We start from the raw sequence: 16680 nt of genomic DNA, 5'->3' as shown, positions 1-16680 counted from the left end.
TGTAAGTAGATGATGAATCTATGGAAGTTTCACTTTATATGAAGGAGAAAATAATTTGACAGCAATACGTTATGAATTCATAAAAACTTGTAAGCAAACAGGTGCTAGATTAGGCATTGTACATACACCACATGGTTCTTTTGAGACACCAGCTTTTATGCCGGTTGGAACGTTAGCAACAGTGAAAACGATGGCTCCAGAAGATTTAAAATCAATGGGGGCCAATATCATTTTAAGTAATACCTACCATTTATGGCTACGACCAGGACATGAAATTGTGAAAGAAGCTGGCGGTCTTCATAAATTCATGAATTGGGATAAGGCGATCTTAACGGATTCTGGCGGGTTTCAAGTCTTTAGTTTAAGTGATTTCCGCAAAATTGAAGAAGAAGGAGTACACTTTAGAAATCATTTAAATGGTGATAAATTATTCCTTTCTCCTGAAAAAGCAATGGAAATCCAAAATGCTTTAGGGTCGGATATTATGATGGCATTCGATGAATGTCCTCCTTATCCAGCGGAATATGATTATATGAAGAAATCAGTGGAACGAACTTCACGTTGGGCAGAGCGTTGCTTAAAGGCACATAATCGTCCAGAGGATCAAGGATTATTCGGCATTATTCAAGGTGGAGAATATGAGGAACTTCGCAAACAAAGTGCAAGGGACCTAGTTTCTTTAGATTTACCTGGGTATGCAGTAGGAGGATTATCGGTTGGTGAGCCAAAGGACGTTATGAATCGTGTTCTTGAGTTTACCACACCTCTAATGCCGGATAACAAGCCACGTTATTTAATGGGGGTAGGTTCACCAGATTCTTTAATTGATGGTGCTATCCGCGGGATTGATATGTTTGACTGTGTATTGCCAACAAGAATCGCAAGAAATGGTACAGTGATGACAAGTGAAGGACGACTTGTCGTTAAAAACGCAAAATATGCAAGAGATTTTGGTCCTTTAGATTCAGAATGTGATTGCTATACTTGTAAAAATTACAGCCGTGCTTATATTCGTCATCTTATTCGATGTGACGAAACATTCGGAATAAGGCTTACATCTTACCATAATCTATATTTTCTGTTAAACTTAATGGAGAATGTCCGAAATGCGATCAGAAATGACCGTTTAGGAGATTTCAAAGAAGAGTTTTTCGAACGTTATGGATTTAATAAACCGAACGCTAAAAACTTTTAATAGAAGAACTTGAAAGGAGGGGAAATATAAATGGCACAACTTGCAAGTTTATTACCGTTTATTTTAATGTTTGTATTATTCTATTTCTTGCTAATTCGTCCACAGCAAAAGCGTCAAAAATCTGTACGTAATATGCAGAGCAGCTTGAAAAAAGGGGACAAGATTGTCACGATTGGCGGCATGCATGCTACAATCGATGCAATTGATGAAGGTACAGTTGTATTAAAAGTAAAAGATGGCTCACGTCTAACATTTGAGCGCAATGCAATTCGTGAAGTAGTGGAATCTTCTGCTACAGTAGCTAGCCCAACATTAGACAAAGTAGAAGAATAAGAGCAAAAAGTGCAGTCTTATAAGTTAAGATTGCACTTTTTTACTAGGGAAGAAAGTATAAGTTTTCTGAAGTCAATTTGATGTCTAGCTCCGGGCACCCAGGGGCTGATGGGCTTCACGCCCGTTCACCGTGCTTCTTTTATCTCTGGAGAGGCCGCTCCACCCCGCACGCCCCTAAACAGGTGCCACCACTTTTCTTATTTATCCTATAAGTTTTTAATTAATTATTTTTTGAAAGGTTTACTCCCAAAATTCCACCCATCATACAAATAAGCGTATAACATACATGATAAATTGTTTGTTCCATCGTAAATAGCTGGTCAGAGCCTAAAAAGGAAAATAAAAAAATAATGATAGAATAGATTAGCCCTGTGAGACCGCCTAGAAACCATCCTTTTTCTTTCCCTTTCCCCCCTGATATAAAACCACCTGCAAACAAAGTAATAAACGATACAGCAGTAATAATATATTGCAGAGATGATTCTTGAATAGACGTAAATCTTAATAATAGGGAAAAGAATAAACTACTAGTTATTAACATAATGAAAATGGCAATTAAACCGTATAAAACAGAACTGCCAACATGCTTACTCTCTTCGATTGTAAACCTCTCCTTTCCATCGCATCTAAAATCTTCTATAAAAGTATTCTAGTACAAGCATATTCAGTACGAATAAAAATAGAATTAAAAAATAGCTGAAATCGCATTTTTCTGATTAAGATGTGCCAAATTAAAGGTTTACCTCATTTAAGTGGTTAGCTGCATCGAGATTGCAGCCTTTTCTTCGTTAAGTGATTTTTGTGAAGAGCTAACATTGATTCTTTCTCGTATTATTTTTTTCGGTATGGAGCAGATTAAATAGGGAACATATTTGATCGGAGGAGATAATATGGAACAATATTTGATCATTTTGTTTAGAACGATTTTAATATATGCGCTTATCGTTCTTATTTTTCGATTAATGGGAAAAAGAGAAATAGGAGAATTAAGTATATTAGACTTAGTTGTATTCATCATGATTGCTGAAATTGCAGTTGTTGCAATAGAAGATTATCGAGACCCTATTTTGCCAACATTATTCCCAATGTTTATTCTTTTATCCATTCAAGTGCTGTTAGCCTTCTTATCCTTAAAAAGCAAAAAAATGCGCGATTTTATTGAGGGAGAACCAACCTTTATCATCAAAAATGGAGAAATTGATGAAACGGCAATGAAAAGTCAGCGATACAATTATGATGACTTATTAATTCAGCTTAGAGAAAAAAACATCCGCAATATTGCAGATGTAGAGTTTGCTATCTTGGAAACATCAGGTAAATTATCTGTATTTGAAAAAGAAAAAAATAAATTATCTATTACGATACCACTTATTATGGACGGGATTATTCAAGAAAGTAATTTAACGAAAATAGGTAAGACAAATTTATGGCTTAGGCAGCAATTAAGAGAAAAAGGCTATACCAATATTAAAAATATATCATTTTGCAGCTATCAAGATGGGGAATTTTATATTGATTTAATGGATCATTAAAAAGAGAACACGCCGAAGAGATATATCGTTCATGTTATAACAAAAGCAATCAGTGGATAATTTTTCATCAGCCGCTGATTGCTAGTAAAATAAGTATTTAAGAGAAAAAGCGCCCAATCCATGGGATTTTTGCTAAATCTTTTTTTGTCATTAAACCGAAAAGGAAAAGTAATAATACATAAAAGATACAGATGATGCTTGTAATACTAATTAATTGCAAAAGGATGGAAGGAAATGAAATAGTCTTGACTAAAAGCGTGCCTAAATATGCCGTTAAGGAAATACTAAGTAGCATTTTCAGATAATCTTTGACAATAATTGAAAAACTAATTGTTTTTAATATCGTTGCAAAATGAAGCATTGTTACTAAAACAAATCCGACTATTAACGCAATGGCTACCCCGTATATTCCGAATTCTGGCCTACTTGCGAGAAGTAAAATCAACGCTGTTTTTACACCGGCGCCAATAAAACTATTAATCATTGCTGCTCTGGCAAAATTCAAGGCTTGTAAAGCTGCTTGGAGTGGTCCTTGATAATAATTGAGAATAAAAAAAGGGGCCATTAGTTGAATGAAAGAGGTACCTCTTGTACTTCCATACATACTGGTCATTAAGGGCTCTGCCAATACATAGAGCACAATAATAGCGAGTCCGCCTGTCATAAAGGTAAATTTAAGTGCTTGTTGTAATAAATGCTCAATTAGCTTTAATTGATTATTTGCTTTTGCTTCACTAATTGCAGGAACAAGAGAAGTCGATAAAGATTGGGTAAAAAAGGATGGTAGCATCAAGAGTGGAAGCGCAAATCCAGTTAATACCCCATATTGTTTTGTTGCATTTATGGCAGATAGACCTGCTATAGATAAGCTGTGAGCAACAACAATTGGTTCAATAAACCATGCAATGCTACCAACCATACGGCTCCCTGTAGTAGGTAATGCAATAGTCATGAGCTCTTGAAAAGTATTTTTCCCATTATGTACGTATTGAAAGAACTTCTTCCGTAAACGGAATGTTTTTTTCCATTTAAAGGATGCTAGTAAATAAACCAGGGAAGCAAGTTCTCCAAGAACGGAAGCTAACATAGCGCCAGCAGCAGCATATTCAACACCAAGCGGTAAAAATGCTTTTGTTAAGGTTGCAATTAAAGCTATACGAATGACTTGTTCAATCACTTGAGAGGTTGCTGCAGGTTTCATGTTTTGTCTTCCTTGAAAATACCCTCTTAATACAGATGAAACAGCAATAATTGGTATGATTGGTGTAATCGCAAGAAGCGGCAAAAGTGTTCGTTCATCTGTAAACAGTGTTTGCGAAAGATAAGGAGCCAAAAGAAATAAAGCTGGTGTAAATAAGAGAGTTAAGCCTAAGGTTGTACTTAATGAAACAATTAATATACTCTTTACTTTGTGTAAATTACCCTCAGCTTCCGCCTCTGCCACATTTTTAGAGATGGCAACAGGTAGTCCAAGTTGAGTGATGGTAACAACTAAAATCATTGTTGGATATACCATCATATATAGCCCAACCCCATCATCTCCGATAAACCGTGCAATCACAATCCGATTTATAAAGCCTAATACTCTGGTAATAAATCCAGCTATAAGTAAAATCATTGTTCCTTTTAAAAACTTAGACATTCTATTCCCTGCCTTCTCAAATAGCGAATAATACTATACAATTATCTATATGCAACAATGTGGACAAAGCATGACAAGGTTTTTTAAAAGTAAACATGTTGATTGAAAAGAAGCTATTTTATAAAGGTTTGTTTTCAAAATATTGTTGCTTTGGTAACAGAGATTGCTCATGATTATAGATAAACATAAAATGACTGTAATGGAGTGAATAGGAATGTCGCCAACACATATATATGACCAGTATCGTTCACAAGTAAAGCCTGTATTAAATAGCAAGATTGAAGAGTTTCATTTACTTGGTTATGACACCATTAAGGAAGACGAACTATGGGTATTTTTAACGCAGAAAAAATGGAAAAAACCTTCTGAAGAAATTAGAATATCAGAATTAGTACAGAGTATATTGAATGTGAAGGTAGCAGATTACATGAACTACGCCACTATCGAGGCCTATAAAACAGCAGACTTTTTTTCCGTATTATCAGAAGTAGAGAAAAAAGAATTATTGAAATAAAGGAAGCTTCTGTCAAGGGGGCAATTTTAAAAAGCTTCCTCTTAATCTCTTTTTAGTTATTTTGAAAGTTTTAGTGATGGAAGAAAAGGTATGAACAAAAAGGGGTTAAAATTATGTGACAGGTAGAATAATTTTACTAGTATATTTTTCTTATACAAATTGACAGTCATGACAAACTGTTCCATAATGAGTTTATTCTAAATAATTTGAAGTACTTGTTATTGTTAAGTTACTTGAAAGAAGTGAGTCCTCTAGAAAATAGAATAACAGCTGATTGAAAGGTTCATATTCAAAAGATGACATCATTTAGTTTTGGCTAAACAACAGTGAAAAATGGCTAATATACCTGTTTCATAAGTGGGAAGTTTCTGCTTTGTATTACATGAGGAGGATTAATACATAATGGTTAAACGCAGTAGAATTGTTGCTTTTTTATTAATCATTGTCTTGGCGGCAGGATTAATGGGAGGAACAACGAATAAGATTTTAGGCGATATTAAGCTAGGATTAGACCTGCAAGGTGGATTTGAAGTGCTATATAAAGTAGAGCCACTGGAAAAGGGGAAAGGGAAAATTGATGAATCGGCATTAAAAAGTACAGCCCAAGCTTTGGATAAAAGGATAAACGTTTTAGGGGTTAGTGAACCAGTTATCCAAATTGAAGGCAATGACCGAATAAGAGTACAGCTAGCAGGAATTACAGATCAAAATGAAGCCAGAGAAATGCTTTCAACAGAAGCAAATTTAACATTTAGAGATATTCAAGATAAGAAATTACTAGATGGCTCTGATCTTGTACAAGGTGGAGCTAGCCAAGAATTTGATCAGTATGGCAAACCTAGTGTTTCTTTAAAACTTAAAGATGCAAATAAGTTTAAAGAAGTAACTGAATCTGTTTTAGGTAGTCCATTGGTAATCTGGCTAGATTTTGAAGATGGAGATTCTTATAGTGCAGAAGCAGCAAAAGAAGAGCCTAAATATTTATCAGCACCAATGGTAAGTGAAGTCATTAATTCCGATACGGTTTCTATCACTGGTAATTTTACAGTGGATGAGGCGACGCGATTAGCGGAATTATTAAATGCGGGTGCGTTGCCAGTAAAATTGACCGAGGAATATTCAACTAGTGTTGGCGCTCAGTTTGGAGATCAGGCATTAAAAGATACGGTAAAAGCGGGTATTATTGGAGTAGGGATAGTATTTTTATTTATGCTTTTGTATTATCGTCTACCAGGATTAGTGGCTGTAATTACGTTATCTATTTATGTTTATTTAAATCTTCTTGTTCTTGATTTAATGAATGGTGTACTGACACTTCCAGGTATTGCAGCACTTATTCTCGGGGTCGGGATGGCAGTAGATGCAAACATTATTACCTATGAAAGAATTAAGGATGAATTAAGAGTTGGAAAGTCGTTGCGAGCAGCAGTTCAGGCTGGAAATAAGAATTCGACTTCAACCGTAGTTGATGCCAACTTAACAACCATGCTTGCAGCTATTATTCTATTCGTTTATGGAACAAGCTCTGTTAAAGGTTTTGCGACATTATTAATTGTCAGTATCTTAATGAGCTTTGTTTCTGCAGTTTATGGCTCTCGTTTATTGCTTGGTTTACTTGTCAAGAGTAAGGCTTTTGATAAAAAGATTACCTGGTTTGGCGTGAACAAGAAAGATGTAAAACACATAAATGAAAATTTTGATACATTAACATTGCCCACTAAATTTGATCGCCTTGATTTTGTAAAATACAAAAATATATTCTTTGCTCTTTCAAGTATTCTGATTGTTGCAGGGCTTGTCATTATGTTTATTTTTAAGCTTAATCTTGGAATTGATTTTGCAAGTGGATCGCGAATAGAAGTAATGGCAGATAAAGCATTAACAACTGCAGAAATTGAAAATCAATTGGACAAGCTGAATGTAAAAGCAGATGATATTATTATCTCAGGTGATAATCAAAATGTAGCTGCTATTCGTATTAAAGGTGATTTAAGCCAAGATGAAATTAATACAATTAAGGCAGAGTTTGAAAATACGTATGGTCATGATCCAAATGTAAGCAGCGTCTCTCCAACAGTTGGAAAAGAGCTTGCTAAGAATGCCATTTATGCAATTGTTTTTTCTTCCATTGGGATTATTATTTATGTAACGATTCGCTTTGAGATTTATATGGCATTGGCTGCTGTTATAGCACTACTTCATGATGCATTCTTTATCTTAGTAATCTTTAGTATTACGAGATTGGAAGTAGATATTACCTTTATAGCAGCTGTGTTGACTATTGTAGGTTATTCTATTAATGATACAATTGTTACCTTTGACCGTATTAGAGAAAATCTTGCGAAGAAGAAACGCATTAAAACACCGCAAGAAATTAAAGATATTATTAATACGAGTATTAGACAGACATTTGCTCGCTCGATAAATACAGTATTAACGGTTGTCATTTGTGTTGTTGCCCTATTAGTATTTGGTAGCAGTGCAATCACAAACTTCTCTTTAGCATTATTGATTGGTTTAATTGGTGGTGCATATTCTTCTATCTTTATTGCATCACAGCTATGGTATGTGTGGAAGAAGAAGGAATTAAAGAGAAAAGGTGTTTTAGTAACTTATAAAGAGAAACGACCAATTTCTGACGAACCACAAGTATAATATAGTAAGCGAATGAGGCTGGAACAAAACTAAATAGTCAATCTGTAAAGACGAACAATCTCTAATTTTGTTCTTAAATATAGGCTACTTTTCATCCTGAATATTTATGTTTTTAAATATAGTCAAGTGTAAAAACTAATATCGAAATAGAAAAAATTAATTAATAGGAAAAACGGAGCAGCCTGAATACACGTAGACTCCTATGGGAGCTGCGAGAAAGGTGAGACCCCGGAGGCGAAGCTGAGGAGGCTCACCGCTCGCCCCATGGAAAGCGAAGTGTATTCAGGCTGCGGGCAATACCACCAAATTTACTGAAACAGCCTTTTATAAAATTAACAATAAACACGAATAATCATATAATAGTTAAATATGATTATTCGTGTTTATCTATAACTGAAATACTTTTGTCCCAGCCTCTTTCTTATTTAAAAAGTTTTCTATATGTTTTGGAAGGATAAAAAGTTCTTTTCCTCCGTTTGTTTAAATAAGTGATAATGAGGAAATTAGGGAATACTAGAAAAAATATAGGAAAAAAGGGGGAAAGTAAGTGAAAATTCAATGGAATATGCTTTTTGGAATTGTTTTCGCATTAATAGTTGCGATATTTGCAGTTATTAATGTTGATCCAGTGTCTGTTAATTATCTATTTGGAGACGGACAATGGCCACTTATTTTAGTAATTTTAATATCTGTTCTTCTTGGCGGTCTAATTATTGGATCAGCTGGAATGGTTCGTATTTATTCATTGCAAAGACGGGTTAAACAATTAGAGAAAGAAAAAAGAGAACGGGAAGAAAAAAACAGTAGTAAATATAAAAATTTTGATGCTCCCACAGATTCAAAATAAATACTAGATGCCTTGCAGAGAAGATGCTTTGTTCATTACTATCATTCCTTTCTGTATAGGCATCTTTTTATAGGATAAACAAATATTTCCCCCTATTCAAATCTATGCAAAAGGTGAATTTTTTGTAAAAATTGCGTAAGGCTTTTTCCATTGATCTTAGATTGAAACCACTTCTTTTAACTTGTATAATAGTTAGATTGAGGTGATTGAATGTTACGTTCTAAAAAAAGATGGATACAAGAAGAAATCCCAAATAAAGAAAAAGCTTCTGTATTAGCAGAAGAATTAAAAATATCCCCAATTGTTGCCTCTCTATTACTATCAAGAGGATATCATACAACACAAGAGGCAAAAGCATTTTTATATGATGATAATAATGAATTTCATGACCCGTTTTTGTTATTAGAAATGGACATAGCGGTGGAAAGAATACGAAAAGCAATCGCTAATAAGGAATCAATTTTAATCTTTGGTGATTATGACGCGGATGGGGTAACCAGTACAACTGTAATGATGAAAACATTAGAGAGTCTTGGTGCCAATGTGGACTTTTATATTCCAAACCGATTTACAGAAGGATATGGCCCAAATGAAGGTGCTTTTCGCTATGCAAAAAGCATTGGTGTGCAATTAATAATTACGGTTGATACAGGAATTGCTGCTGTTCATGAAGCACAAGTGGCAAAAGAATTAGAGATAGATTTAATCATTACAGATCACCATGAGCCGGGCCCGATATTGCCAGAGGCTCTTGCAATTATCCACCCGAAAATAGATGGCAGTGAGTATCCTTTTCGTGATTTAGCAGGGGTTGGTGTTTCCTTCAAGCTATCCCATGCCCTACTTGGCAATGCTCCCCATCATTTATTGCCATTTGCTGCAATAGGAACAATTGCTGATCTTGTTTCTTTAACTGGCGAGAATCGCCTCCTTGCAAAAAAAGGGATAAAGGCATTACAAGAAACGGATAATATTGGCTTAAATGCTTTATATCGCCAAATGAATGTGGAGAAAAATGCAATTAATGAAGAAACAATCGGATTTATGCTAGCGCCACGAATAAATGCAATCGGTAGACTTGGTAGTGCGGATCCTGCTGTGGAGCTATTACTAACAGATGATCCAGATCTAGCAAAAGAACTTGCACTAGAAATGGAAGAAACGAATAAAGAGAGACAAGCAATTGTTAATCAAATAACAGAGGAAGCTATCGCGCAAGTGGAACAATATTATCCTTTAACGGAAAATAATGTTCTTATTGTTGGAAAAGAAGGCTGGAATCCTGGTGTAGTCGGAATAGTTGCTTCCAGATTAGTGGAGAAATTTTACCGTCCAACGATTGTATTAAGCTTTGATTATGAAAAAGGAATCGCCAAAGGATCTGCGCGGAGTATAGAAGGCTTTGATTTGTATCATAATTTATCGACATGCAGAGATATACTCCCCCATTTTGGTGGACATCCTATGGCGGCAGGAATGTCATTAAAAATAGATGATGTAGAAGTGCTGAGAAATAGTTTAAATAAATTAGCATTTGAACAACTAACGAAAGAAAATCTCGTGCCGCTAACAAAGGTGGATGGAAGCTTTTCTCTAAAAGAGATTTCCATCAAATCAATAGAAGATATGCAAATGCTTGCTCCGTTTGGGGTGGATAATCCCAAGCCAAAATTGACATTTCGTGACCTAGAAGTAGACAATATGAGGAAAATAGGCTCAAATCAAAACCATTTAAAGATTATCCTAAAGCAAGACGAATTTGATTTAGATGGAATAGGGTTTGGAATTGGAGACCTATGTGATCATATTTCACCGAGTGCAAAGGTATCTGTCCTTGGAGAGCTTTCAATAAATGAATGGAATAATCGTAAAAAACCACAAATCTTTATACAGGATATTGAGGTTTCTCACTGGCAGCTGTTTGATTATAGAAGTTTAAGGAAAATGGATCATTTATATGAAACAGTGCCTAGTGATGCTCGTTGGATCTTTTTTCATCAAGATTCTGTTCCTAAGGGGATGGAACAACGAGTATCCTACCAGGTAATTGAAACGATAGAGGACGCTAGATTACTTGCGTCGATAGATAAGTCTATCGTATTAGCAGATTATCCGCCAAGTTTGGATATGTTAAAAACATTGCTAGTTAACAATCAACCAGCAAGAATCTATGCCGTTTTTTATAAACAACAAAGTGACTTTTTTAGTACAATGCCCACTCGAGATCATTTCAAATGGTTCTATGCATTTTTGGCAAAACAGGGAACGTTTCACCTTGAAAAATTTGGTGGTGAGCTTGCTAGAAGAAAAGGTTGGAGTAAAGAAACGGTAGATTTTATGTCAAAGGTGTTTTTTGAATTAAATTTTGTTACAATGAAGGATGGATTTGTTTCATTGAATAAGAATGTACCGAAAAGAGATTTATCGGAATCAATCTCATTTCAACAAAAGCAAGCGCAATTTGAGCTAGAAAATGAATTAATTTATTCATCTTATGAGCAACTAAAAAATTGGTTTGATCTTATTCTAATAAAATCCGTTAATAATGAGGAGGAAGTAAAAGAATGGATTTAAAACAATTTGTTACTATCGTTGAAGATTGGCCAAAAGAAGGGATCAGATTCAAGGATATTACAACATTAATGGATAATGGCGAAGCATATAGATATGCAACAGATCAAATTGTGGCGTATGCGAAAGAAAAAGAAATTGATATAGTTGTAGGACCAGAAGCTAGAGGGTTTATCATTGGCTGTCCAGTTGCTTATTCGCTTGGAGTAGGTTTTGCGCCGGTTCGTAAAGAAGGAAAATTGCCAAGAGAAACAATTAAAGTAGAATATGGATTAGAGTACGGTAAAGACGTATTAACAATCCATAAGGATGCTATTAAACCAGGTCAGCGTGTCCTAATCACAGATGATTTATTAGCGACGGGTGGAACAATTGAGGCAACAATTAAATTAGTAGAAGAGCTAGGTGGCGTTGTTGCTGGTATTGCATTTTTAATTGAATTATCTTATCTTGAAGGACGTAAAAATTTAGATGGATATGATGTTTTAACATTAATGGAATATTAATCCATAGAGAGATTATTTTAGCTTAAATATTTTGAAGGAGCGCTAATTCAGAGCGCTCTTTTTCATAAAATAAAGCTGTTTCCTAAAAGCATTTTTCTGATTTTTAAGTAATACGGAGAAGCCGAATACATGTAGACTCGTGCAGGGATTAAGAGAAGGGGATGACTTCTTAGAAGCCGAAGTATGCTTGAGCTAGAGCACGGAAATAGACATGAATTTTAGACTGCGCACTAATTGCAACAGACTATTTAAAAGAACGTAATTAAAAATGGAAAAAGGGAAGAAAATTAACTAATTTTTTATAGGAATCGCCTTCATTCGACATTTTTCTATGTTTCAGCATAAAATTTACTTCCAATCCCTTTACAATCTTCCTTTTTTTTCTTAGACGGCACAACTAACACAATAGGTTAGTTGTGCTCGTTCCATTTGCTCTCAATATTGAGTAAATATGCATTTGGGTCCTTTTTAAACCTTCTCTGTTTTGTGTGTTCAAGTATCCGGTTATTCCACTTATTAGCTTCGTTCTTATAGGTAGAATAGTCAGCTTTCCTTATCTTATTCAAACCGTCTCGTTCATCTGTAACACCTTCAACAAAAACAATGTTTTCACCATGACGAACAATATAACGATTCCAAGTTCGACTACCAGTTATTCGCCTATGCCTTACTTTTGTACGTCTAAAGAATAGTTCTAAATCATTGTTCGTCCTAGGTAAGAGAGGGAAATCGTATATAGTAAAAAGTCCTTTCCAAAAGCCATTACTATATCTTAAAAGATTATCCACAAACGCATGATCCTCTTCCCGATTAAGCTCTTTTTTAATATGATCTAGATACTGTTTTAGTCTATTTTCGACCCAAGAACTTGTTTTATTTTCAGATGGCTCCATAATAGTGGCAATCCGTTTAAAACGCAGGTCCCAACGTTTCACAAGTTGATAATCTGAGTTAAAGTTATCAACATTACTGACTATTCTGAATAGCTTTTCAAGTAAAAGAGTCCCCTTTTTTATCCAGGCATTTTTCAATCGAGTCTTTGATTGATTTTGTTCGTTCATAGACTCGAGTACCAGGTAATTCAAACGGGGGCTTACCATCTTCCAGTAATACGGAGCGAATGGCTGCCACATAATCACTTGCGATTTCATCTTCTAAGCTTTCTGAAGGGGATTCTTCTATTTTTCTCTCGATATCTCGAATTCCCCTTAGCTTCTTTTTAATATTTGTCTTTAACTTTCGGTCCTTTTCCACTAATGGTTTGGCAATATCCTTAAAGTAATGGAACTGACAATACTGATATGGAATGTTTGGTGCGACTTTCTCAATCGCTAAACGGATTGACTGTTGCCCATCACTAATAAACCCTTGAATTGGGTAACCCCAATTAATGATGGGTTGAATAATCCCAACCAATTCTTGAGATGCACTACTCTTTAGATTGTGTGCAGCTAGGACAGTTCCACTTAGTACCTCACGGATTACATAAAGTGTTTCGTTTCCTTTTTCAGGTTGAACGCCATCAATAGAAAGGATTAATCCGTCACTTTCTTCTACGACTTTCTCTAAAATTTCTTTCGTGTTCTCTTCGACAGATGACCTAAGTAGTAACGCGTAGCGTTCATAGAGTTTTTGAACCTGTCTTTCAGAGATTTTAATCTGCTTCTCCGTTAGTATGTCGGTAATTTCTAATCGTGTTTTATGTTCTTTAAAGCGTAAATGACCAATATGAGCAATGACATCCATTCCATATGTAATATGTTTCATACTGAGTTGTTCAGCCTCTGCAGAGCGATAAACGATATGATTATCACAGGAGTTATTTTCGCATCTGTAACCTAGATTGATTACTTTAAATTCACCTTTAAGAGTAGAGATGGTTTTCCGCCATACAGGATGACAGTATGTTAATTTGCCTTCACATTTAGGGCAATGTGTAATCTCAGGAGTATAGTAAATAGATTCAACTGGATTTAACCGATTTTTTGTACGCATAAATAAACACCAACTTAAATAATTTATAAGTCTATTATAACTCATAAACATGGTTGGTGTTATTTATTCCGCGTAAGTTTTTTTTCGATAATAGTAATAATCATTCTAAAATAAATTTTATTCTTTTTAATGTGTTTAGCATAAAAATAGTGAAATAGAAAGAATGTTTAAAATATGATAAATTATAATAATATAATTGTGATATGAAAGGTGATTACATGGCGAATGATCAAGTATTAACCGCCGAACAAGTCATCGATAAGACTAGAGGATATTTAAACGAGGAGCACGTAGCTTTTATTGAAAAGGCTTATGAATATGCAAGAGACGCTCATCGTGAACAATATAGAAAATCTGGGGAACCATATATCATTCATCCAATCCAAGTAGCGGGTATTTTGGCTGATTTAGAAATGGATCCAGCAACAGTTGCAGCAGGTTTTCTCCATGACGTTGTTGAAGATACTGAAATTACTTTAGAAGATATAAGTAAAGCATTTAACAGTGAAGTGGCCATGCTCGTTGACGGTGTAACGAAGCTCGGGAAAATTAAATATAAATCTCATGAAGAACAGCAAGCAGAAAACCATCGTAAAATGTTCGTAGCAATGGCGCAAGATATTCGTGTCATTTTAATTAAGCTTGCAGATAGACTTCATAATATGAGAACACTGAAGCATTTACCTGCTGAAAAACAGCGCCGTATCTCAAATGAAACGTTAGAAATTTTTGCCCCACTTGCACATCGTCTAGGAATCTCTACAATTAAATGGGAACTAGAGGATACAGCATTACGCTATATGAATCCACAGCAATATTATCGTATTGTTAACTTGATGAAGAAGAAAAGAGCAGAAAGAGAACAATACTTAGATGAAGTCATTACGGAAATTCGTGAAGGAACGAAAGAAGTAAATATTCAGGCAGATATTTCAGGAAGACCAAAACACATATATAGCATTTATCGTAAAATGGTTTTACAGAATAAACAGTTTAACGAAATTTACGACTTACTAGCAGTTCGAATTGTAGTAAATAGTATTAAAGATTGTTATGCCATACTAGGAATTATTCATACAAGATGGAAGCCGATGCCGGGACGTTTTAAAGACTATATTGCGATGCCAAAGGCTAATATGTATCAGTCCTTACACACTACTGTAATTGGCCCAAAAGGTGACCCTTTAGAAGTGCAAATTCGTACACAGGAAATGCATCGTATTGCAGAATATGGTATTGCTGCGCATTGGGCATATAAAGAAGGGAAATCAGTAAATGAAGGTTCCTCTCTTGAAGAAAAATTAACTTGGTTTAGAGAAATACTCGAATTCCAAGATGATATCGTCAATGCAGAAGAGTTTATGGAAAGTTTGAAAATTGATTTATTTTCTGATATGGTATTCGTCTTTACGCCAAAAGGAGATGTATTTGAGTTACCTTCTGGTTCTGTACCAATTGACTTTGCATACCGTATCCATTCAGAGATAGGGAATAAAACCATTGGCGCTAAAGTAAACGGTAAGATGGTCACCCTCGATTATAGGTTGAAAACAGGCGATATAATTGAAATTCATACAAGTAAACATTCTTATGGACCAAGTCAAGATTGGCTGAAAATAGCACAGACCTCCCAAGCGAAGAATAAAATCAGACAATTTTTCAAAAAACAACGCCGAGAAGAGAATATTGAAAAAGGCAAGGAAATGGTTGAAAAAGAAATCCGGAATATGGAATTTGATATCAAAGAAATTCTTACACCAGAAAATGTAAAGACTGTTATCGAGAAATATAATTTTATGACAGAAGAGGATATGTATGCAGCTGTTGGTTATAATGGAATAACTGCACTCCAAGTGGCAAATAGATTAACAGAAAAATGGCGCAAGAAGAGAGATGCTGAACAAGTATCTACCATTACAAATGCTGTTGCAGAATTGAAGTCATTTCCTAATCATAAAAAGAGTGCTTCAGGTGTTCGAGTAACTGGAATTGATAATTTATTGATCCGTTTATCTCGCTGTTGTAACCCAGTTCCAGGTGATGAAATAGTTGGATTTATTACAAAAGGGCGAGGAGTTTCTGTCCATCGCGCGGATTGTACGAATATTGATACGGAGGATGCAAAAGCTCGATTAATCCCAGTTGAATGGGAAACGAATTTAAATAATCGAAAAGAATATAATGTTGAAATTGAAATAAGCGGCTATGATCGAAGAGGCTTATTAAATGAAGTTCTTCAGGCGGTAAATGAATCGAAAACAAATATCTCGGCGGTATCTGGCAAATCTGACCGAAATAAAGTTGCTACGATTAGCATGAGCATTATGATTCTCAATGTGAATCATCTTCATAAGGTAGTAGATAGAATTAAGCAAATTCCAGATGTTTATTCTGTACGAAGAATAATGAACTAAGGAGTATTTGATGTGCGTGTCGTTTTACAAAGATCAAAAGAAGCAAAAGTAGAAGTAGATGGAAAAGTAGTTGGTGCTATAGAGAAAGGCTTTGTCCTTCTTGTCGGCATTACTCAAAGTGACGAATTGGAAGATGCTAAATATCTTGCAGATAAAATTGCCCATCTTCGCGTATTTGAGGACGAAAATGAGAAGATGAATGAAAGTATTTTGGATAGAAAAGGATCCATTCTTTCGATTTCTCAGTTTACCCTTTATGGAGATACGCGTAAAGGTAGAAGACCAAACTTTATGAATGCAGCAAAGCCAGATCAGGCAAAGGAACTATATGAACAGTTCAATATGCTTTTACGTAACCATGGCATAATCGTCGAAACAGGCGTCTTTGGTGCCATGATGGACGTACATTTAGTCAACGACGGACCAGTAACACTGATATTAGACAGTAAATAATTATAAACCCGAACAATCATATG

General features: G+C 35.1%; 14 protein-coding genes. 10 read left to right on the top strand and 4 right to left on the bottom strand.

Annotated elements, in window-relative coordinates; genetic code table 11:
* Positions 1 to 55 precede the first annotated feature (55 nt).
* Positions 56 to 1195: a tRNA guanosine(34) transglycosylase Tgt gene (tgt, locus tag AB3U99_RS16365; RefSeq protein WP_400242617.1), complete on the top strand. Its 1140-nt coding sequence runs from the start codon at positions 56 to 58 to the stop codon at positions 1193 to 1195.
* A gap of 30 nt (positions 1196 to 1225) precedes the next feature.
* Positions 1226 to 1528, top strand: coding sequence for a preprotein translocase subunit YajC (gene yajC / locus AB3U99_RS16360; RefSeq protein WP_400242616.1), 303 nt, complete (start codon positions 1226 to 1228; stop codon positions 1526 to 1528).
* Between the two features lie 220 nt (positions 1529 to 1748).
* Here the strand turns inward: yajC and AB3U99_RS16355 are convergent, their stop codons facing one another.
* On the bottom strand, positions 1749 to 2129 hold the full coding sequence (locus tag AB3U99_RS16355; RefSeq protein WP_312093445.1) for a TIGR04086 family membrane protein: 381 nt from the start codon (positions 2127 to 2129) through the stop codon (positions 1749 to 1751).
* Positions 2130 to 2418: 289 nt separating this feature from the next.
* Here AB3U99_RS16355 and AB3U99_RS16350 point away from each other — a divergent pair, with 289 nt between their 5' ends.
* Positions 2419 to 3060 carry a DUF421 domain-containing protein gene (locus tag AB3U99_RS16350; RefSeq protein ID WP_400242615.1) on the top strand — a complete coding sequence of 214 codons (642 nt, stop codon included), beginning with the start codon at positions 2419 to 2421 and terminating at the stop codon, positions 3058 to 3060.
* Positions 3061 to 3157: 97 nt separating this feature from the next.
* Here the strand turns inward: AB3U99_RS16350 and spoVB are convergent, their stop codons facing one another.
* A complete protein-coding gene (gene spoVB / locus AB3U99_RS16345) occupies positions 3158 to 4702 on the bottom strand; it encodes a stage V sporulation protein B (RefSeq protein WP_400242614.1) in 1545 nt (514 codons plus the stop codon).
* 214 nt (positions 4703 to 4916) lie between these two features.
* On the opposite strand from spoVB, the gene AB3U99_RS16340 reads away from it, so the two are divergent.
* The 5 genes from AB3U99_RS16340 (at position 4917) to AB3U99_RS16320 (ending at position 11795) form a co-directional block, all read left to right on the top strand.
* A complete protein-coding gene (locus AB3U99_RS16340; RefSeq protein ID WP_400242613.1) occupies positions 4917 to 5216 on the top strand; it encodes a post-transcriptional regulator in 300 nt (99 codons plus the stop codon).
* 402 nt (positions 5217 to 5618) lie between these two features.
* Positions 5619 to 7871 (top strand): protein translocase subunit SecDF, encoded by a 2253-nt coding sequence (gene secDF / locus AB3U99_RS16335; RefSeq protein ID WP_400242612.1) that lies wholly within the window; start codon positions 5619 to 5621, stop codon positions 7869 to 7871.
* A 547-nt stretch (positions 7872 to 8418) separates the two neighbouring features.
* The gene (locus AB3U99_RS16330; RefSeq protein WP_400242611.1) at positions 8419 to 8718 is read left to right on the top strand and encodes a lipopolysaccharide assembly LapA domain-containing protein; all 300 of its coding nucleotides are present in this window, start codon (positions 8419 to 8421) and stop codon (positions 8716 to 8718) included.
* Between the two features lie 210 nt (positions 8719 to 8928).
* Positions 8929 to 11292, top strand: coding sequence for a single-stranded-DNA-specific exonuclease RecJ (gene recJ / locus AB3U99_RS16325; protein ID WP_400242610.1), 2364 nt, complete (start codon positions 8929 to 8931; stop codon positions 11290 to 11292).
* On the top strand, positions 11283 to 11795 hold the full coding sequence (locus AB3U99_RS16320) for an adenine phosphoribosyltransferase (RefSeq protein WP_400242609.1): 513 nt from the start codon (positions 11283 to 11285) through the stop codon (positions 11793 to 11795). The genes recJ and AB3U99_RS16320 overlap by 10 nt, the downstream gene beginning before the upstream one ends.
* A gap of 410 nt (positions 11796 to 12205) precedes the next feature.
* On the opposite strand, the gene AB3U99_RS16315 is transcribed toward AB3U99_RS16320, so the two are convergent.
* Positions 12206 to 12856, bottom strand: a complete 651-nt coding sequence (locus tag AB3U99_RS16315) for a hypothetical protein (RefSeq protein WP_400242608.1) — start codon at positions 12854 to 12856, stop codon at positions 12206 to 12208.
* On the bottom strand, positions 12786 to 13790 hold the full coding sequence (locus AB3U99_RS16310) for a transposase (protein WP_400242607.1): 1005 nt from the start codon (positions 13788 to 13790) through the stop codon (positions 12786 to 12788). The genes AB3U99_RS16315 and AB3U99_RS16310 overlap by 71 nt, the downstream gene beginning before the upstream one ends.
* A gap of 218 nt (positions 13791 to 14008) precedes the next feature.
* Here AB3U99_RS16310 and AB3U99_RS16305 point away from each other — a divergent pair, with 218 nt between their 5' ends.
* Both AB3U99_RS16305 and dtd read left to right on the top strand, forming a co-directional pair.
* Positions 14009 to 16204: a RelA/SpoT family protein gene (locus AB3U99_RS16305; protein WP_400242606.1), complete on the top strand. Its 2196-nt coding sequence runs from the start codon at positions 14009 to 14011 to the stop codon at positions 16202 to 16204.
* 12 nt (positions 16205 to 16216) lie between these two features.
* Positions 16217 to 16657 (top strand): D-aminoacyl-tRNA deacylase, encoded by a 441-nt coding sequence (gene dtd / locus AB3U99_RS16300; protein ID WP_400242605.1) that lies wholly within the window; start codon positions 16217 to 16219, stop codon positions 16655 to 16657.
* Positions 16658 to 16680 lie beyond the last annotated feature (23 nt).

This window comes from Niallia tiangongensis, assembly GCF_044704065.1.
GTDB classification, from domain to species: domain Bacteria; phylum Bacillota; class Bacilli; order Bacillales; family Cytobacillaceae; genus Niallia; species Niallia tiangongensis.
This window is presented reverse-complemented; position numbering and strand designations above follow the sequence as displayed.